This is a genomic window from Gordonia liuliyuniae, from assembly GCF_021739025.1.
GTDB classification, from domain to species: domain Bacteria; phylum Actinomycetota; class Actinomycetes; order Mycobacteriales; family Mycobacteriaceae; genus Gordonia; species Gordonia liuliyuniae.
The window spans coordinates 464,008-481,301 of record NZ_JAKKOT010000002.1 but is presented as its reverse complement, the minus strand read 5'-3'; the positions used below and the strand labels follow the sequence as shown (position 1 = coordinate 481,301).

Below are 17,294 nucleotides of genomic sequence, written 5' to 3'. Positions count from 1 at the left end.
TAGCACTAGTCACTGTATCGACTCTGAGGACGAGGAGCTCCCCTATGACCGAAGAAGCCATCACGACGCCACCCCGCGAACTCGGCGGCTGCCCGGTGTTCCACACCGACTACCGTCTTGAGCGACCGGCACTTGAGACGTACCGCCTGCTCAACGCCGACCGCGAAGCGTCGCGGTTCGCCTGGAACGACTCCACCGAGGAGGGGTTCTGGGTCATCAATCGCTTCGACGACGTCCGCGAGGCACTCCAACGCGGCGACGACTTCACGAACGACCAGGTGAGCGCATTCCACCGATCGCCCGCGATGCGACTAATTCCGGAGAACCTGAATCAGCCCGAGCATGCCGAGATGCGCAAGATCCTCAATCCGTTCTTCGCCCCCAAACTGGTGCGGCGCATCGCCGACCTGGCACAGGAGCGCGCCACTGCGCTCGTCGCAGACATCGCCCCGCGCGGTTCGGAGGACATGGCGACCGGCTTCGGCATGCTCTACCCGACCGAGCTGTTCCTGGCCCTCCTGGGGCTGCCGGTCGAGGACGGCACCACGTTGATGCCGTGGGTTGAGGGCCAGTTCACCGGATTCTTCGATAAGACCCCCGAGGGTCAAGAAGTCGCCGCGCAGACCCGCCAGGCACTCGACGAGTACTTCACCGCAGCTATCACCGACCGCCGCGCGAACCCAGGCGACCCGACGACCGACCTGGTCACCCGACTGATCACCGCCGAGTATCAAGGCGCGCCCATTCCCGACGACATGATCCTGACGATCTGCTCGACGATCATGTCGGCTGGACTCGACACGACTCGTAGCGCGCTCGGGTACACGTTCCTGCACATGGCCACCCATCCGGAGGATCGCCAGCTGCTCATCGACGAACCGGAACTGTGGCCGAACGCCGTCGAGGAGATTATCCGCTTGTACGGTCTGGTCTTCCAGGATGGCCGCGAAGCCGCCCACGACATCGACTTCCACGGGCTGCCGATCAAGAAGGGCGACCTGGTGTGGCTGGGTCTGGCCGCCGCGAACCAGGACCCGCGAGCGTTCGACAACCCGGAGAAGTTCGACCCGGAGCGCGACAACCTGACCCAGCACCTGGGATTCGGTGCGGGCTTCCACCGCTGCCTCGGGATGCACCTCGCGCGGGCGGAACTGGTCGTCGCCCTCACTGAGTGGCACAAGCACATCCCGCACTACCACATCGCGGAGGGCACCGAGCTGCGTGAGCGGGGCAGCCAGCTCCGCCTGCAGAGCCTCCCCCTCGTGTGGGACTGACCCCCGCATCACGACTTCGGCCCGGAGCTCTCGCGAGTTCCGGGCCGAAGTCTGTGTCGAGTCGGGTCAGGCGTCGCGGATGCTGATCGCACCCTCGGGGCAGGCCTTCGCCGCCGCTGCCGCCTCGTCGTGCAGGCCGTCGGCGACCTCCCAGCTGGTGCCCCGCTCGACGACGAATCCGTCGTCGTCGTCGGTGAGCAGCCGGTCGGCCACCGAATAGCATCGACCGTGCCCAGTGCATTTTTCACCGGCAATCGAAATGATCATGGGTAACTCCTGGTTGTTCAGTGCTTGACGGCACGCGAGCGCGGCCGTTCGTCGTTCAGTTGAGGTCCTCAGCGGCATCCTCTGCGGCGTCTGACCGCACCAGCGCGACGAGCAGCAGTCCGACGATCGCGATGCCTGCGCCGATCAGCCAGCCGATCTGGAAGCTGTGCTGGGTGGGAATCGACACGCCGCCGATGTGCAGGACCTGAGCGGTCAGGATGCCGGTGATGGCGGCGCTGCCGACCGCACCGCCCAGCGGAGCGCTGATCTGGCCCATACTCGCGGCCGTCGCAACCTGTTCGGGACGCAGTGCCCGGATGAAGGTCATGTAGGCGCTCGCCGACGCGAGCCCGTACGAGAGACCGATGATGGACGACCAGACCCAGATCTGCCATTCCTGGTCGTGCTCGAAAGCCATGAGCAGCATGCCGACAGTGCACCCGGTGAACGCCATCATCGAGATCACTCGAGTGGGTACGTACCGGCTCAACGGCCCGGCACCTGCGCTCCCCAGGACGATGCCGAGGCAGTACACCAGCATCAACAGGCCACTGGTCAGGCCGTTATAGCCGAAGCCGAAGCCTGCCGATTCCGGCGTCTCACTGAACTTCGGAATCGTGAAGTTGACGACCCAGGTGAGGCCGCCGGCAAGGAAGAACACCAGCCAACCGCGCAGGAAGTTCGCGTTCCGCAGCGCACGGGTGTTTACCAACGGCTCGGCGACGCGTTCCTCCAGCCGCCACCAGACTGCGACGGCGACGGCACCGAGGATCAGCGGCACGAGCACCGTCGCAGACGACCATCCCCACTCTGACCCCATGCTGAGGGGCACCAGGATGAGGGCGAGGGCTGCGGCCAACAGCACTCCGCCGATCCAGTCGACGCGGCCCGTGCTCGGTGCGTCATGGGCGGGGATCACGACGAGCGTGGCGACGACCCCGACGAGACCCAGCAGTGCCAGGACGCCGATGATGATTCGCCAGTCGACCTTCACCGTGTCGGCGAGGAGGCCGCCCACCGCGAACGAGAGGCCCGCCGCTACGCCCTCGGCGGCGGCGATCCACGCCAGGACGGTGCTCAGCGCCCGGCCGGACAGATTTGCTCGTGCCATCACCAACGCGAGCGCGATGGCACCAAGGGTGAAGCCGCCGATGAATCTGCCGATCAACAGGACAGTCATGTTCGGAGCGAAGGCGGCGAGAAGGCTCCCGAACGTCAGCAGCCCCATCGTCACCAGCGCCACTCGTCGCTGTCCGAACAGGGCGGCGGTCGGCGGGAGGAGCGCCGTGCCGATCGCACCGCTGAGCGAGCCGATGATGACCACCCAGTTGAGCAGACCGCCGGATGCGCCCAGATCGGGGCCGATTTGACCGAGAAGCTTGATCGGGATGGTCGTCACCAGGGTGGCGAGGATGACGAAGTAGCCGATCAGCGCGACCAGTGCGCGCGGCATTCCGGGTGGGGCGTCGGTTCCCTCTGTAGTCGATGTAATGCTGGTCATTGTGCCTCTTCGTTGAGTAGTGGAGGTCCGTAGCTGGTCGGCAGGCGGGTCACGAGGGTTCCGCGTCGCGATACCCGCGAACCACGAGTTCGGGGAGGACCTCCGTCTCGAACAGACGTAGGCTCCGCCATCCTGCTTCGAGTGGAAGACCGCCCATCAGAGGTTGAAAGACGAGCTCGGAGTCGTCGCCCAGTTCGTCGCAGAGCGCAAGGCACTCCTCCGGCGTCACGACTCGGATGTTGGGGTCTCTCTTGAGATCCGCGACGCCGTCGGCGGCACGGTAAGCCGTGGTGCCGACTCCACGCTCGCGGGCCCACGCGGCGTTGGAATTCGTCGTGTACAGCACGTGCGGCGCAACGACGTCCCAATCGCGCGCTGGATCGTCGGAGACGAACAGGAACAGCGGTCCGAGCGCGGGGGCCTGCGGCGGCACCGGTCGGCCGAGCTTGCGCAGCTCGGCGGCGTACACCTCGTACAGGCGATCCTTCTCCGCACCGGCGGGTCGGTAGCCGTCACCGATCCGCGCTGCGCGCAGCGCGGACGCATCGGCGGATCCGCCGACGTACAGCGGCGGCCCCTCGGGACGCGCGGGTCGGGGCCGCACCTGCACCCGCTCGCCGCGGAACTCGAACTCCTCGCCCGTCCACGACTGCCGCAGCACCTCGATGGTCTCTTCGAGAATCCGTGCCCGACGACGTCGGTCGACATCGAACATCCGGTACTCGAAGTCGCGATAGCCGATGCCCGCCGTCACCTCGACTCGGCCGCCACCGATCAGATCCAGCGCGGCCAGATCCTCCGCGAGGCGGAGTGGATGATGCAGGACCGCGACGAGCGCGGAGAGGTGCACCCCCAGCCTGCGGGTCCGACCGAGGATCGCGGATCCCAGAATCATCGGTGACGCACAGTAGCCGTCGTCGGCGCCGTGATGTTCGGCGAGGTAGACCGTCTCGAAGCCCACCTCGTCGGCCCAGGCGGCGTGATCGAGGACGGCGGCGTATTGTTCCGGGCTGCCCACTCCGATGTCCGGTGTACGCATGTCGTATCGCAGGGCCAATTTCATGTGGCGGTGCCTCACTCCCTGTCGGCGCCGGAACGTGTCCCGCGCCACTGTCGATTCAGTAGAACCATAGCAACCATGCGCATGGATGTGTAGTGTTCAACTGATTCGACACGGAGCGACCGCATCACCAAGTGTTCAACCTGGCACGATGCCAGAGAGGGAGAACGATGACCGCGACCACACCAGGAGCCCTGACCGGCATTCGGATCGTCGACTTCAGCCGAGTTCTGGCCGGTCCGTACGCGACGATGCTGCTATCCGACTTCGGCGCCGCCGTGACGCGCCTGGAGCGGCCCAACGTCGGGGACGACACCCGCGGATGGGGTCCGCCCTGGCACGAGGGCGAATCCACATATTTTCTCGCTCTCAACCGGAACAAGACGTCCATCGGGTTCGACCTCACCAGCGAGGCCGACCGCGCGATGGCCCATGAGATGATCGCCGAAGCCGACGTCGTGGTGGAGAACTTCCGCCCGGGCACCATGGAGCGGTACGGGTTCGGGTACGAGCAACTCGCCGCCGAGAATCCGGGCCTCGTCTATTGCTCGGTGAGCGGGTTCGGATCGGACGGGGGCGCGCATCTGCCCGGCTACGACCTGATCGCCCAGGCTACCGGCGGCCTGATGAGCATCACCGGGCATCCGGAGACCGGCCCCGCCAAGGTCGGCGTGGCGATGGTCGACGCGATCACCGGCCTCCACGCGGCGATGGGCATCCAGACCGCGCTGATTCACCGGTTGCGGACCGGTGAAGGCCAGCGCGTCGAGGTCAACCTGCTGTCGTCGGTGTTGGCGTCGCTGACCAACCAGGTATCCGGTCACATCATCACCGGAAACGTCCCTGGCCTGATGGGCAACGCGCACCCGAGCGTCGCGCCGTACCAGCCGCTGAACACCGCCGACCGGCCGCTCGCCGTGGCCGCGGCGAACGATCGCCAGTTCGCCGCACTGTGCCGGTCGCTAGGACTGCCCGAACTGATCGACGACCCGCGATTCGACACCAACGCCAACCGGGTCATCAACTGCACGGAACTAGTGGAGTCGCTCGAAACGGTCCTGCGCACCGACACCGCGGACCACTGGTTCGCCGTTCTCGGCGACGCTGATGTCCCCGCAGGCCCGATCAACGACATCGGGCAGGCCATCGAATTCGCCGACAGCCTCGGGCTGAGTCCCGTCGTCGAACCGTCGGACGAGCCCGCAGGCACTGGCGTCGCGCAGATCCGCAACCCGATCCGCCTGTCGAAGACGCCGCCGACGTACCGGACCAACCCACCGAAGCTGCCCACCCGCTGAGCCACCGTCCGCGGCCCGATGTGAAATCTGCTCCAACGGGCCGCGGACGAGAAGATCAGTCGATTTCGATCTCGGCCTCGTCCCGCACTCCGCGCCAGGCCGTCATCCCACCGTCGACCGGCAGCGCCACACCGGTCAAGAACGACGCATCGTCACTGCCCAGGAAGCATGCCGTCCGCGCAACTTCGACCGATTCCCCTAGCCTGTTGAGGAGATGCGGGCCGTACATCTCGCGGGCACGCGCCTTCTTGTCCGCCGCCGCGGCGAGATGCGCGTCGCTCATCGGTGTCCGGATCGTTCCCGGGCAGTAGCAGTTCACCCGAATCTTCGGACTCAGATTGACCGCGGCCACCCGCGTCAGTTGGATCACCGCTGCCTTCGACACACCGTATGCCGGCATCCGGGTACCTGCCATCCCGGCGACGGACGCCGCGTTCACCACTGACGGACCGCGCTCGGACTCCCGCAAATGCGGTGCGGCGAACTTCATCGCCGACCAGACCGCTTTTAGGTTGATGTCCATCACGGTGTTCCAGACGTCTTCGTCCAGACCCTCTAGGGTGGCCTGCTGCGGATCGGTGAACATGTGGTCGAGGACGCCCGCGTTGTTGAACAGAGTGTCCAGCCCGCCCGCCCACGAGGCGAAGTCCTCGACCATCGCGCGCACCTCTGCGGTCGACCGCAGATCAGTGTGGATCGCTCGCGTCCGCACGCCCGCCTGGGCGAGAAGATCGGCTGTCACCGCCAGCTCTGCCTCGTCCACATCGGCTATGCCGATAGCGGTCGCACCCTGTCGGCCGGCTTCGAGGGCGAGCTCACGGCCCATCCCTTTCGCCGCACCTGTGATGAGAACTCTCTTGTCGCCGAGCATCGGTCAAACCTCACTGTTGTTGATGTGGACATTCTTCAGCGTTAGTCGCGGTCTTTCGGGCTTCCCGTCGATGACGACCATGCCGATCGATGCTCGAGTACCCAGGTTCTCGAGGACTGAGCCGACGGCGGCGAGCTGCGGACGTATCAGGCCTTCGTCATGTCGAACGTGCCGGCCTACTTCGGCCACCCGGTCGCCAGGTCGGTGCTCACGTCGATCGCGATTCGCAACTCCGAGAACATCGGCCGCGCGCCGGCCGTATCGATGGTGGCGGTGTAGTCGCCCCAGCCGATCACGGATCGGTCCCGTCCGCGGCCGGTGAAGAGGAACTGCGACTGCGTCCGAACTCTGGTCGCCTCCACCGACGTGACCTCGGTGTTGGCGACGAAGTGCCGCTTGATCGACGGATCGGCGGCGAACGCACCTTGGAAGAATTCACGGATCTGCGCGACGCCTCGAGCCTCCCGTGACGGTGTGCTCAGCACCCCGTCGGCGGCGAACAATGCCGTCACGGTGTCCGGGTCCGGATCGTCGAGCACCCGCGCATAGGCGTGCAGATGGTCGCGCGCGGTCTCTGCCGCCTCGAGCCGTCGCAACCGGTTGCGCAGGTCGGTCACTTCGTCGTTCACCATGCTCCTACCTCCAGGGTGGGTCGATCTCGAGTCTGGTTCAGTCCAGCGGCACATCGTCGTGCGTGCCACGCCAGGCCATGGTGCCGCCATCGACCGGCAGCACGACGCCGGTCAGGAACGAGGCGCTGTCACTGGCCAGGAAGCACGCCGTCCGCGCCACCTCCACCGGCAGACCGCGCCGCGGGATGAGGTGGGTTCCATACATCGATCGCGCCTGTCGGAGCCGGTCGTCGCCGGCGGCCAGGTGGGCGTCGCTCATCGGTGTCCGAATCGAACCCGGGCAGTAGCAGTTCACTCGAACATGCGGTGACAGGTTAACCGCGGCGACCTTCGTCAATTGGATCACCGCGGCTTTGGAGACTCCGTAGGCCACCATGCTGGTCCCGGCCAGCCCCGACACCGAGGCGGCGTTGACCACCGACGGCCCCCGGTCGGATTCACGCAGATGCGGCGCGGCGAACTTGATCGCCGACCAGACGGCTTTGAGGTTGATGTCCATCACGGTGGTCCAGACGTCTTCGTGCAGCGTCTCGATACCGGTTTGGTCAGCTGGGGTGAACATGTGGTCGAGGACGCCGGCGTTGTTGAACAGCGAGTCCAGTCCGCCCGCCCAACCGGCGAACTCCTCCACCATCGCCTCGATATCCGACGTGGAACGCAGATCCGCAGTGACCGAGTGGACCCGAGCACCCGTTTCGGCGACCTCCTGCACGGTCTGCGCGAGCTGGACGGCATCGACGTCGGTGACGCCGATGTGCGACGCGCCTTGACGGGCGGCCTCCAGGGCGAGGTCGCGCCCCATCCCCTTGGCGGCGCCGGTGACCAGCACCCGCTTGTCCGTCAACACGGGATCTCACACCTTCGATTCGATTGCCGCGGGCTCACGACACACGCCGCGCTCCACCATGTCGTCGATGGCCGCGACCGGATAGCCGAGCTCGGTGAGGACCTCACGTGTGTGCTGTCCCAGCAACGGGCTGGGCCCACGCACTGCGCCCGGAGTGTCCGAGAGACGGATCGTGACACCAACCTCGCGGCACCAGCCGTACTCCGGATGATGCTGTTCGACGACCTGCCCGGTCTCCGCGAGAGACTCGTCCCATAAGAGCTCCGGCATGACCGGATCGTCGGCAGGAATCTCCACCGGCACGCCCGCACCGTCCAAAGTGGCGAAAGCGGTCTCGGTGCTCATCGACGCGAACACGCCTTCGAGTTTGGCCGCCAGTTCGTCGGAACCATCAGCCCGCTGCTGCTTCGTCCCGAACTCCCGGTCCCACTCGGAACGGCCGAGCGCGTCGGTCATCGCGGCGAACTTCTGATCGCCGAAGACCGCGATCATCACCCAACCGTCAGATGTGCGGTACAGCCGGTAGAGCGGTCCCCATCCGGTCGTGTCTGAGTCCAGCCCATACGGCTCGAGCGGATTGCCGTCGCCGTCCGCGGCCATCTCTGTCCGCACCAGCAGGCTCGAATGCAGCTGCGGGCTCTCCAGGTATTGGCCGGAGCCGGAGTTCTGGCGAGCCACCAGCGCCATGGCGATGCTGACCGCGCCGAGGAACCCGTTGTAAAGGTCCTCGTTTCCCATCACCCGTCGGATCGGCGGGTTATCGGCGCCCGCACCGATGAAGTTCATCCCGACGAGGCCGGACTGCAGCGGCGCGAAACTCTTCAACGACGACTTGGGGCCGGTCGAGCCGAAACCGGGGAGGTACGCATAGATCAGGTTGGGGTTGATCTCGCGCAGTTGTTCGTAGCCCAAGCCGATCTTCTCCGCCTTGCCCGGCCGGAAGTTGACGGCGACCACGTCGACCTCCGCGATGAGTTTGCGAACGGCTTCCTGCCCCTCCGGGGTGCGCATGTCGATGCACAGACCGCGCTTGCCGCGCTGCGAGCACTCCCACAGGTCACCGAGCGGACGCATCTGGTCGCCCGACGGTGGCTCCACCTTCACGACCTCGGCCCCGAGATCGCAGAGCAGCTTGGATCCGAACCCGGTCGCGAAGAACGAACTGAAGTCAGCGATCCGCACTCCTTCGAGCGGCCGCGTCAGGCTGCGCGAGCCGGTCGGCCGCCATGCCGGGCTCTGCTCCAGTTCGCCGACCCGACCGTTGTGAGCTCCGACCTGCGGGGCCGGCGTCGGGACCTCGGGCGGGGTCTTCTCGAAGCGCACCACTGGTCCGATCTGCCGGACGGTGCCGTGGTCGGCATCGGCCAGGTCGACCGCGACACCGGCGTGACGCACCTGGTCGTCATCGAAGATCTCGTGGGGATGCAGCACCGGCAGGCAGGCGATGTCGTGTTCCGCGAACAGAGCGACCCACTCGTCGCGCGGACGCGACTTGAACGCTTCAGGTACGAGGTCGCGCGCGATCACCAGTTCGTCGTCATCGAGCGGCACCGACATCTCGGGGCCCTCGATCGTGCGTACACGATCACCGAAGCCGAGCAGGTCCATCATCCGTTTGTAGGATCCCGGACCGCCGGTGTGTGGTATCAACCAGTTGCCGTCGGCGCATTCGAACGGATCCGTAATCAGCCGTTTGTTACCGAATCCCTGCTGCGTTCCGCTGCGGGCCAGATAGGAGATGTCCTTTTCGTTCCACCACCAGTTCATCGCTCGGATGGCGAGCATCCCGTCGAGCAGCGATGTGTCCACGCGCTGACCCCGACCGGTGAGTTTGCGCGCGTGCAGCGCCGACAACACGCCGATGACCGCCAGGAACGCGGTGCCGTATGACACGGTCGGGTGACCGAGGAACGTCGGACCGGGCCGATGCGCACGCTGTTCGGCGCTCATGCCGAGGCGGGCGTTGAGCAGGGCTTCGTATCCCGGCCTCGTCGACAGCGGCCCGGTTGTCCCATATCCCGTCACTGTCAGGCACACCAACTGCGGGTATCGTTCGCGCAGAGACGCGTGGTCCAGGCCCTTTGCCTCGGCCCGTCCGGCACCCCAGGCCTCGACGAAGACATCCGCCGACCCAAGCACCTCGTGCAGCGTCTCCAGCCCCTCCGGAGTATCGATATCCGCTGCGACGCTCCACTTCCCGCGGTCGAGGACCTTTCGCAGCGTCGCCTCGGCCCCCGATACGTCACCGGGGCGTTCCACTTTGACCACTCGCGCGCCGTAATCGGCCAGCATCATGGTGGCGATGCCCGACGGCATGCCCCGACTCGCATCGACTACTACGAGCCCATCGAGTGGACCAGGCATAAGACACTCCCTCACTGTTCGGATTCTCTGGTGGCCGATTCTTTGGTGGAATCGGCCACCAGCAGGGCGAATTGACACGCGCCGCGCTGCGGAGATCCACGAGGCGATCGAGAGAAACTCTTCCGCTATTGAGATCGGTCGGCGAGCCTCACAAAATCACACGATCTATACATATCAATAACATTGAATGTAAGGTACGGGTGACGCGAGCACAAGAGCCAGGAGAACACGACCATGTCGACGACGGAACGCCCGAAGAAGACTGCGCTACTCGTGGCGCAGCGCATTGTCGATGACATCCACCGGCGGGGCAATCAGATCGGCGATCGCCTACCACCGGAGAAGGCCATGCTCGAGGACTACAACGTCGGACGCGGAACCCTGCGCGAGTCGCTGCGATTCCTTGAGTTGCAGGGCGTCATCACCCTCAAGCCCGGCCCCAGCGGGGGCCCGATCGTGCAGCGGCCCGACAGCTCCGCGATCGCCACCTCGCTGAGCCTGCTGTTGCAGTTCCAGCAGGCGCCGTTCGAGACTGTCGTGGAGACCCGCGCGGCGCTCGAACCCCGAATGGCACGGCTGGCCGCCGAACGGATGCCTGCCGACGAGATCGCCGCCCTGTTCGCGATCATCGACCTGGAGCAACAGAACCTCGAGGACGAGAACGGCTTCCTCACCCAGACTCGTCGCTTTCACAACAGCATCGCCGAGGGATCGGGAAACTTCATCTTCGCCGCGTTGTTCACCGCGCTGTCGGACATCCTCGACGGGTCGTCCGTCGGCGTCCAGTATCCCTCCCGGCAACGCGAACTGACCGTCGACATCCACACCTCGATCGCCACCGCGATCTCCGACCACGACCCCGACCGGGCCGAGGAGCTGATGAACACGCATATGACGGCGTTGACCACCTACACCGAGAAGCACTACGCCAAGGCGCTCGCGGCGCCAGTCAAGTGGAGGATGTGACGTGACGACACCGATCCGACCGGCCCCGTTCCCCGACGATGTGACCGAGGGGTTCTGGGAGAGCGTGCGCGCACGCAGGTTGAGCATCCAGCGGTGCGCCGCGTGCACACGCTTCAACCACGCACCAAGCCTGACCTGCCCGACGTGCGGCAGCGAAGACCTCGGTTTCGAAGAAGTCTCCGGCTACGGCACCGTGCACAGTTTCACGGTGCTCGAACATCCGCCGGGCCCCGGCTTCGCCGAGCTGCTGCCGCTCGTCGTGGTGATCGTCGAACTCGTCGAGCAGCCGGGTCTGCTCCTCGTGGCGGACCTACTCGACGCCGAGCCGGCGCAGGCTCGGATCGGAGCAGCGGTGCAAGTGGACTTCGAAGAGATCTCCGAGGACTGCGTGCTCCCGCAGTTCCGACTGACGGAAGCGTGAGACGAAGATGTGGGAACTACGTGACAGGGTCGCCGTCGCGGGCGTCGGATACAGCGAGATGGGCCGACGACTGCCCCGCACACTGGCGTCGCTGACGGTCGAGGCGTGCGACCGCGCCCTCGACGACGCGGGACTGACTCGGGCCGACGTCGACGGCATCGCGACGTCGCCGTCGATGCCGCGGTACGGGGGCACGAAGGGCACGGGCGAGGGCATCGATGTCGTGACGCCGTACTATCTGCCTCAGGTGCTCGGCATCCGACCGCAGATCACCTGGACCGGATCGACCAACGGAATGGTCACCCAGAGCGTGATGGACGCTGCGATGGCAATCCGCTCCGGAGTCTGCAACTACGCGATCGTCTACCGGTCGCTGCACGTGCCGAAGGGCACGTACATCAACTACGACAGTTCAGTCGCGGCCGGCCCCGACCAGTTCCATGCGCCGTTCGGTTTCAGCATGCCGCCCGCCTGGGCCGCGACCGTCCTCCGCCGCTACCTCGATCTGCACGGACTCACCCGCGACGATCTCGCGCCGTTCATGGTCGCCAATCGCGCGAACGCCCAGCGGAACCCGAACGCGTACTGGCGCGGGACCACGCTCACCGCTGACGACTATCTGAACGCTCGGATGATCGCCGACCCGATGACGATCCTCGACTGCGATCTTCCGGTGGACGGTTCCGTCGCGCTCCTACTCACCTCGACCGAACGCGCCCGCGACCTGCGCCGGGCGCCCGCGCTGCTCACCGGCTTCGCCGCGGGAACCCACACCGCGCCGACGAGCGCCGTGATGACGCTGGAGGATCTCATCGAGGGCTCCGAGCAGATCGCCCGCACCCTCTGGCAGACGAGCGGGCTGGGTCCGGCCGACATCGACAACGCGCAGCTGTACGACGGCTTCAGCGTCTTCGTCCACACCTGGCTGGAGGGCATGGGCTTCGTAGGCCGTGGCGAGGCGGTCCCGTTCACCCGCGACGGACACACCGAATTGACCGGTCGACTCCCGGTCAACACGGGCGGCGGCGCGCTCGGCGAGGGTCGCCTGCACGGTATGACTCATCTCGCCGAAGCCGTAATCCAGGTGACCGACCGAGGTGGCGACCGTCAGGTGCCGGGCGCGTCCCGATCACTGGTGACCGTGTCGAACGGTCTGGCGAAGTCGACTGCGTTCGTGTTCAGCCGCGACGACTGACGCCCGCTCCTGCGGAGCCTGACGAACAGACTCGCGACCCTCCTCGTCGGTGAGGAGGGTCGCGAGTTCGCTCTCAGCCGTTCCGCGGAGTCACGACTCGGCGAACCGCCCTTTGGCGAACGCCGCCGAGCCAGACGCGTGCGTGTACCCGGCGTCCGCGACGAGTTCGGTACCCGTGACGAACGCAGAGTCCGGGGAGGCGAGGAACGAGACCGCGCCCGCCACGTCGGAGGGCTGCCCGGGGCGGCCGACCAGCGGGATCGGAGCCATCGCTGCAGTCGCACCGTCGAGATCGGTCGGGTCGTCGGCGAGCACCGCGGCCGTCATCGGCGAGACGATCGCCCCCGGGACGAGCGAGTTCACGCGGATGCCGTAGTCGCGCGCCTCGGCGGCAACGGCGCGCACCAGGCCTGCCACACCAGCCTTGGTCGCACTGTAAATGTGGGGGCCGACCCCACCCACGATCCCGCCCGGGCTCGCAGTGACGATGATCGATCCGCGCCCGCGCGGACGCATCACGCGCACCGCGTGCTTGAGGCAGAGCACTGTGCCGCGCAGGTTCACCGCAATGGTGTGGTCGGCTGCAGCCATGTCGGTCCGCTCGATCGGCCCCAGGGCACCGAAGACGCCTGCGTTGGCGAAGAACACCTCGAGAGACTCGCCTGCGCGGTCCACGACCGCCGCGACGTCCGCTTCATCCGTCACGTCAGTGCGGACAAACTCCCCACCGAGGCGATCGGCGAGCGCCCGACCGGCGTCTTCCTGTAGGTCGGCTATCAGGACATGGAATCCGTCGGACGCCAACCGCTCGGCGCATGCGGCGCCGATACCGCTGGCTCCACCGGTGACAATCGCCGCTCGGTCACTCATAGACGGCCACCAGTCGCCCTTCCGCCTCGCCCCGGTGCAGCCGGTCGAGCGCTGCCGGAATGTCCTCGAACGTGATCGGTGAGATCAACGGATTCAACTCGCCCGCCGCGAACAGCTCGTACACCGCGGCGATGTCCTCGACCGAGCCGCTGCGCGACCCGATGAGTGTCACCTGCTTGAAGATCAGCGATCCGGTGGAGATCTCTGCGGACAGCTTGCCCATTCCGACCTGCACGACGGTGCCGAACTCGCGGACGGCCTCGATCGCTGCCGCGGTAGTCGTCCCGAAACCTGCGAAGTCGACGACGAGATCGAGCTTCTCGTCTGCGAAGTCGGTGATGTCGCCAGACACCGCCTGTGCGCCGATCTCGGTGGCGGCGCTCCACAGCGACTTCTTTTTCTCGGCGACGAAGACTGTGGCGCCGAGCACCACGGCGATCCGCGCCGCCATCTGGCCCAGCCCGCCGAAGCCGATGATGCCGACCTTGTCGCCGCTCGTGACACCGCCGCGGCGCACCAACGCCCGGTAGGCCGCCCGCCCGGCGTCCGTGCCCAGCGCGGCCTGCTCGAATCCGACCTCTGCGGGGACCCTCACCAGGTCCTCCGGCAACGCCGTGCATCGGAACGAGTAGCCGCCATCGCGCCCGAGCCCGGGGCGGGTCCGCCCCGCGGGGAAGACGCCTACTCGGTCACCGACCGCGAAACCCTCGACGTCGGGCCCCACTTCGATGATCACGCCCGCGAGCTCGTGCCCGAGTGTCAACGGGAACGGACCGATCCGCTCGGACCACTGCGGGTCGTGCAGGATGCCGACGTCGGTGTGGCACAAGCCGGCCGCTTTGATCTCGATCAACACCTCGTCGGCCGCGGGGCGCGGCTCCGGAAGGTCGCGGAGCTCCAGCGGAGTGCCCGCACGTTCGAACTGCCATGCCTTCATGTCCAGGTTTCCGTTCTCTAGGTTGGCCTCACACGTACGGGAGTCCGTAGTCGACGATGACGCACGGGCCGGCGACGGGATCGACTCCGCACCCGGTGACGGTCAGCGGTAGCACTATTTATGATAACGATTACTAGCTGTTTAGTGAATACCCCATTCCGCTTCGCGAGCGCGCAGTACACTCGCCCACGTGCCAGGCCGAACCGAGGAGATGTCGCGCCGCGTGATCGATTGGGCACGCAGCGGCGTCCCGGTACTGACCGGATTCGGCGACGGCCCCCCGCTGATCCCTCCCGGCCACGCCGCGACCGTCGCCGATCGACACGCCGCCCGGATCGCCGAGGCCACCGAGGGACGAGTTCGGCTCGCTGGCGCGCGACTGCTGTCCGAACGTGCGGCCTACACCGGGTTCACCCGGCACGGGATGACCTCGGCTGGTCGGCACTGCCGACTACTGCCCACGCTCGACGGCTGGGCCGCGGTCAGTTGCGCACGACCAGACGACCCGATTCTACTTGGCGCCTTGGCCTGCGCGGACGTCCGCGACGATCCGTGGCCCGCGGTCGCCGACTGGGTGCGCTCACACACCGGAGCCGAACTCGCCGAGCGCGCCGAGCTTCTCGGCGTCGCGGCTGGGCCGGTCGGGACAGTCGGCCCGGTCGAGACGGCGCAGTCGACCGCGCAGGCCGCGACCCTGCCGCCGAGGTCGGTCGCCGGACTGCGGGTGGTCGATTTCAGCGCACTGTGGGCGGGCCCGCTATGTGCCCATCTACTCTCTCTCGCGGGCGCTCGCGTCATCAAGGTCGAGACGCCCGGCCGCCCGGACGGCGCACGGCGCGGCGACAGCGAGTTCTACCGACTCCTGCACGCCGGGCACGAATCGGTCGTCCTCGATCCCGACGACGACGCGCAGCGAGATGCGCTCGCCGCGCTCGTCGCCTCCGCCGATATCGTCATCGAGGCATCGCGGCCCAGGGCCCTTGCCAGGTGGGGACTCGACGCAGACCGGTTCGTCGCGGCGGGCGGCACCTGGGTTTCGATCACCGCACACGGCCGGGAGTCGAACCGGATCGGTTTCGGCGACGACATCGCCGCATGCGCCGGTCTAGTGGCGCGCGCCGACGACGGCACGCCGCTGTTCGTCGGCGACGCGATCGCCGATCCGCTGTCCGGACTCGCCGCGGCCGATCTCGCGATGTCGAGAGGCCCCGACGGTTCCGGACAACTGTGGGACGTCGACATGTCGTCGGTGGTCGCCACGACTCTCGATCCCGCGACGCAGACCGAACCCGCCGGCGACGCGCTCCTCACCGCGCCGCGCCGACGACCGAGCACCGACCAGGCACCCGTCAGCGGACGCGACACCGCGGCGGTGCTCGCCGAACTGGGGGTCGCCCGGTGAACCGTCTGGTGATCGCGAACGCCGACGTTGCGGGAGTCCGCACCGACGTCCACCTGCGCGGCGGCCGAATCGACGCCGTCGGGACCGGATACGCCCGGCCGTCGACGCCGACGCTGGACGCCGCTGGGTGCGCGGTGCTTCCCGGACTGCACGATCATCATCTCCACCTGCACGCGCTCGCCGCCCACTGGCGCTCGATCCGTTGCGGCCCCCCGCATGTGACGACGGCCATTGACCTGGCCGCGGCCCTCGCCTCGGCGCCCGGCGACGGGTGGATCCGCGGCGTCGGCTACGTCGAGACTGTCGCGGGCCATCTGGATGCCGACGCCCTCGACGAACTGTGCCGGAATCGTCCGACGCGCATCCAGCACCGCAGCGGAGCCATGTGGGTCCTCAATTCGACTGCCGCCCACCTGGTCGACCTGCAGAACGCCACCGAGCCCGGCGTCGAACGCGACGACAGCGGCCGGGCCACCGGTCGCGTCTGGCGCGCCGACACCTGGCTGCGGACTCGTCTACCCGATCACGGCCCGCCTCCGCTGGACGAGGTCGGCATGCATCTCGCGGCGCACGGAATCACCGGGATCACCGATGCGACGCCAGATCTGGACGGTCGCACCTTCGCGGCACTGACCGATGCGGCAGCGACCGGCGCCCTCCCCCAACGCCTCCAGTTGCTCGGCGTGCCGCTGCACCGGTCCGGCGGCCGCAACGTCGCGACGGGGCCGTACAAAATCGTCATCGCCGACTCCGACCTGCCGGACATCGAGCAACTCGAGGACACGATTCAGCGAGCACACGCACTCGGTCGTCCGGTCGCGGTGCACTGCGTGAGTGTGGAGGCGTGCTGGCTGCTGGTGGCGGTGTTCCATGCGGTAGGCACCGTGCCCGGTGACCGTGTCGAGCACGGCGCGGTGATCCCTGACGAGGCGATCGGAACGTTCCACGACCTCGGCCTGACGGTGGTGACGCAGCCCGGGTTCCTCGCCGACCGCGGCGACGACTACTTGCGGCGCGTCGACCCGCACGATCTCGAGAGCCTCTACCGTTGTCGGAGTCTCCTCGCCGCGGGCATCGGGCTAGCACTCTCGAGCGACGCGCCGTACGGCCCGGTCGATCCGTGGCGGATCGTCGCGGCAGCGGTCGATCGCACCGCCCCCGACGGGCGAGTCGTCGGACAGTCGGAGACCCTGACGGCGGCGAGCGCCCTCGACCGCCTCCTGGCTCCGCTCGACGACCCGGGCGGGCCCGCCCGCACTATCGCGGTCGGCGCAGACGCCGATCTGATCGTTCTCGACCGACCGTGGGCGCAGATGCTCGACGACCCGGCAGCCGTGCGGGTGCGATACACCCTCGTCGGCAGCCGGGTCGTGTTTGAGCGATGAGCGG

General features: G+C 67.2%; 16 protein-coding genes. 7 read left to right on the top strand and 9 right to left on the bottom strand.

All coding sequences use genetic code 11. From position 1 onward, the window contains the following. The first annotated feature begins 44 nt into the window (after window positions 1-44). Window positions 45-1,274 (top strand): cytochrome P450, encoded by a 1,230-nt coding sequence (locus tag L5G28_RS03280; protein ID WP_237000278.1) that lies wholly within the window; start codon window positions 45-47, stop codon window positions 1,272-1,274. Window positions 1,275-1,340: 66 nt separating this feature from the next. On the opposite strand, the gene L5G28_RS03275 is transcribed toward L5G28_RS03280, so the two are convergent. Genes L5G28_RS03275 through L5G28_RS03265 form a run of 3 tightly spaced genes read right to left on the bottom strand, consistent with a single transcriptional unit; the run spans window position 1,341 to window position 4,105 of the window. Beyond that, window positions 1,341-1,541: a ferredoxin gene (locus tag L5G28_RS03275; protein ID WP_236998157.1), complete on the bottom strand. Its 201-nt coding sequence runs from the start codon at window positions 1,539-1,541 to the stop codon at window positions 1,341-1,343. A gap of 55 nt (window positions 1,542-1,596) precedes the next feature. Further along, entirely contained in the window at window positions 1,597-3,042 is a 1,446-nt protein-coding gene (locus L5G28_RS03270; RefSeq protein ID WP_237000277.1) for an MFS transporter, read from the bottom strand. A 49-nt stretch (window positions 3,043-3,091) separates the two neighbouring features. Then, window positions 3,092-4,105: an LLM class flavin-dependent oxidoreductase gene (locus L5G28_RS03265; protein WP_236998159.1), complete on the bottom strand. Its 1,014-nt coding sequence runs from the start codon at window positions 4,103-4,105 to the stop codon at window positions 3,092-3,094. A 167-nt stretch (window positions 4,106-4,272) separates the two neighbouring features. Between L5G28_RS03265 and L5G28_RS03260 the strand changes: the two genes are divergently transcribed. After that, window positions 4,273-5,400 (top strand): CaiB/BaiF CoA transferase family protein, encoded by a 1,128-nt coding sequence (locus L5G28_RS03260; protein WP_236998160.1) that lies wholly within the window; start codon window positions 4,273-4,275, stop codon window positions 5,398-5,400. Window positions 5,401-5,455: 55 nt separating this feature from the next. On the opposite strand, the gene L5G28_RS03255 is transcribed toward L5G28_RS03260, so the two are convergent. From L5G28_RS03255 to L5G28_RS03240, 4 genes are all read right to left on the bottom strand, one after another. Continuing rightward, window positions 5,456-6,271: an SDR family NAD(P)-dependent oxidoreductase gene (locus tag L5G28_RS03255; protein WP_237000276.1), complete on the bottom strand. Its 816-nt coding sequence runs from the start codon at window positions 6,269-6,271 to the stop codon at window positions 5,456-5,458. Between the two features lie 176 nt (window positions 6,272-6,447). Beyond that, window positions 6,448-6,903, bottom strand: a complete 456-nt coding sequence (locus L5G28_RS03250; RefSeq protein WP_237000275.1) for a nuclear transport factor 2 family protein — start codon at window positions 6,901-6,903, stop codon at window positions 6,448-6,450. Window positions 6,904-6,940: 37 nt separating this feature from the next. Beyond that, the gene (locus L5G28_RS03245) at window positions 6,941-7,750 is read right to left on the bottom strand and encodes an SDR family NAD(P)-dependent oxidoreductase (protein ID WP_236998163.1); all 810 of its coding nucleotides are present in this window, start codon (window positions 7,748-7,750) and stop codon (window positions 6,941-6,943) included. 6 nt (window positions 7,751-7,756) lie between these two features. Then, entirely contained in the window at window positions 7,757-10,114 is a 2,358-nt protein-coding gene (locus L5G28_RS03240; protein ID WP_237000274.1) for a CaiB/BaiF CoA transferase family protein, read from the bottom strand. Between the two features lie 234 nt (window positions 10,115-10,348). On the opposite strand from L5G28_RS03240, the gene L5G28_RS03235 reads away from it, so the two are divergent. Genes L5G28_RS03235 through L5G28_RS03225 form a run of 3 tightly spaced genes read left to right on the top strand, consistent with a single transcriptional unit; the run spans window position 10,349 to window position 12,696 of the window. After that, window positions 10,349-11,080, top strand: coding sequence for a FadR/GntR family transcriptional regulator (locus tag L5G28_RS03235; RefSeq protein WP_236998165.1), 732 nt, complete (start codon window positions 10,349-10,351; stop codon window positions 11,078-11,080). Window position 11,081: 1 nt separating this feature from the next. After that, window positions 11,082-11,501, top strand: coding sequence for a Zn-ribbon domain-containing OB-fold protein (locus tag L5G28_RS03230; protein WP_237000273.1), 420 nt, complete (start codon window positions 11,082-11,084; stop codon window positions 11,499-11,501). 7 nt (window positions 11,502-11,508) lie between these two features. Further along, window positions 11,509-12,696, top strand: a complete 1,188-nt coding sequence (locus tag L5G28_RS03225; protein ID WP_237000272.1) for a thiolase C-terminal domain-containing protein — start codon at window positions 11,509-11,511, stop codon at window positions 12,694-12,696. 90 nt (window positions 12,697-12,786) lie between these two features. Here L5G28_RS03225 and L5G28_RS03220 read toward each other — a convergent pair whose 3' ends face one another. Next, window positions 12,787-13,566, bottom strand: coding sequence for an SDR family NAD(P)-dependent oxidoreductase (locus L5G28_RS03220; RefSeq protein ID WP_236998168.1), 780 nt, complete (start codon window positions 13,564-13,566; stop codon window positions 12,787-12,789). Beyond that, on the bottom strand, window positions 13,559-14,503 hold the full coding sequence (locus L5G28_RS03215; RefSeq protein WP_236998169.1) for a zinc-binding dehydrogenase: 945 nt from the start codon (window positions 14,501-14,503) through the stop codon (window positions 13,559-13,561). The genes L5G28_RS03220 and L5G28_RS03215 overlap by 8 nt, the downstream gene beginning before the upstream one ends. 211 nt (window positions 14,504-14,714) lie before the next feature. Here L5G28_RS03215 and L5G28_RS03210 point away from each other — a divergent pair, with 211 nt between their 5' ends. Continuing rightward, window positions 14,715-15,905 (top strand): CoA transferase, encoded by a 1,191-nt coding sequence (locus tag L5G28_RS03210; RefSeq protein WP_237000544.1) that lies wholly within the window; start codon window positions 14,715-14,717, stop codon window positions 15,903-15,905. Then, complete coding sequence (locus L5G28_RS03205) at window positions 15,902-17,290, top strand: amidohydrolase family protein (RefSeq protein WP_237000271.1); 1,389 nt, start codon at window positions 15,902-15,904, stop codon at window positions 17,288-17,290. Before L5G28_RS03210 ends, L5G28_RS03205 begins: the two co-directional genes overlap by 4 nt. Window positions 17,291-17,294: the final 4 nt, after the last annotated feature.

Excerpts from the sequence above, each read along its gene's own strand:
- L5G28_RS03260 (WP_236998160.1), top strand. The coding sequence starts at position 4,273 with ATGACCGCGACCACACCAGGAGCCCTGACCGGCATTCGGATCGTCGAC.
- L5G28_RS03235 (WP_236998165.1), top strand. The coding sequence starts at position 10,349 with ATGTCGACGACGGAACGCCCGAAGAAGACTGCGCTACTCGTGGCGCAG.
- L5G28_RS03250 (WP_237000275.1), bottom strand. The coding sequence starts at position 6,903 with ATGGTGAACGACGAAGTGACCGACCTGCGCAACCGGTTGCGACGGCTC.
- L5G28_RS03210 (WP_237000544.1), top strand. The coding sequence starts at position 14,715 with ATGTCGCGCCGCGTGATCGATTGGGCACGCAGCGGCGTCCCGGTACTG.
- L5G28_RS03280 (WP_237000278.1), top strand. The coding sequence starts at position 45 with ATGACCGAAGAAGCCATCACGACGCCACCCCGCGAACTCGGCGGCTGC.
- L5G28_RS03215 (WP_236998169.1), bottom strand. The coding sequence starts at position 14,503 with ATGAAGGCATGGCAGTTCGAACGTGCGGGCACTCCGCTGGAGCTCCGC.
- L5G28_RS03270 (WP_237000277.1), bottom strand. The coding sequence starts at position 3,042 with ATGACCAGCATTACATCGACTACAGAGGGAACCGACGCCCCACCCGGA.
- L5G28_RS03240 (WP_237000274.1), bottom strand. The coding sequence starts at position 10,114 with ATGCCTGGTCCACTCGATGGGCTCGTAGTAGTCGATGCGAGTCGGGGC.
- L5G28_RS03225 (WP_237000272.1), top strand. The coding sequence starts at position 11,509 with ATGTGGGAACTACGTGACAGGGTCGCCGTCGCGGGCGTCGGATACAGC.
- L5G28_RS03275 (WP_236998157.1), bottom strand. The coding sequence starts at position 1,541 with ATGATCATTTCGATTGCCGGTGAAAAATGCACTGGGCACGGTCGATGC.
- L5G28_RS03265 (WP_236998159.1), bottom strand. The coding sequence starts at position 4,105 with ATGAAATTGGCCCTGCGATACGACATGCGTACACCGGACATCGGAGTG.
- L5G28_RS03255 (WP_237000276.1), bottom strand. The coding sequence starts at position 6,271 with ATGCTCGGCGACAAGAGAGTTCTCATCACAGGTGCGGCGAAAGGGATG.
- L5G28_RS03220 (WP_236998168.1), bottom strand. The coding sequence starts at position 13,566 with ATGAGTGACCGAGCGGCGATTGTCACCGGTGGAGCCAGCGGTATCGGC.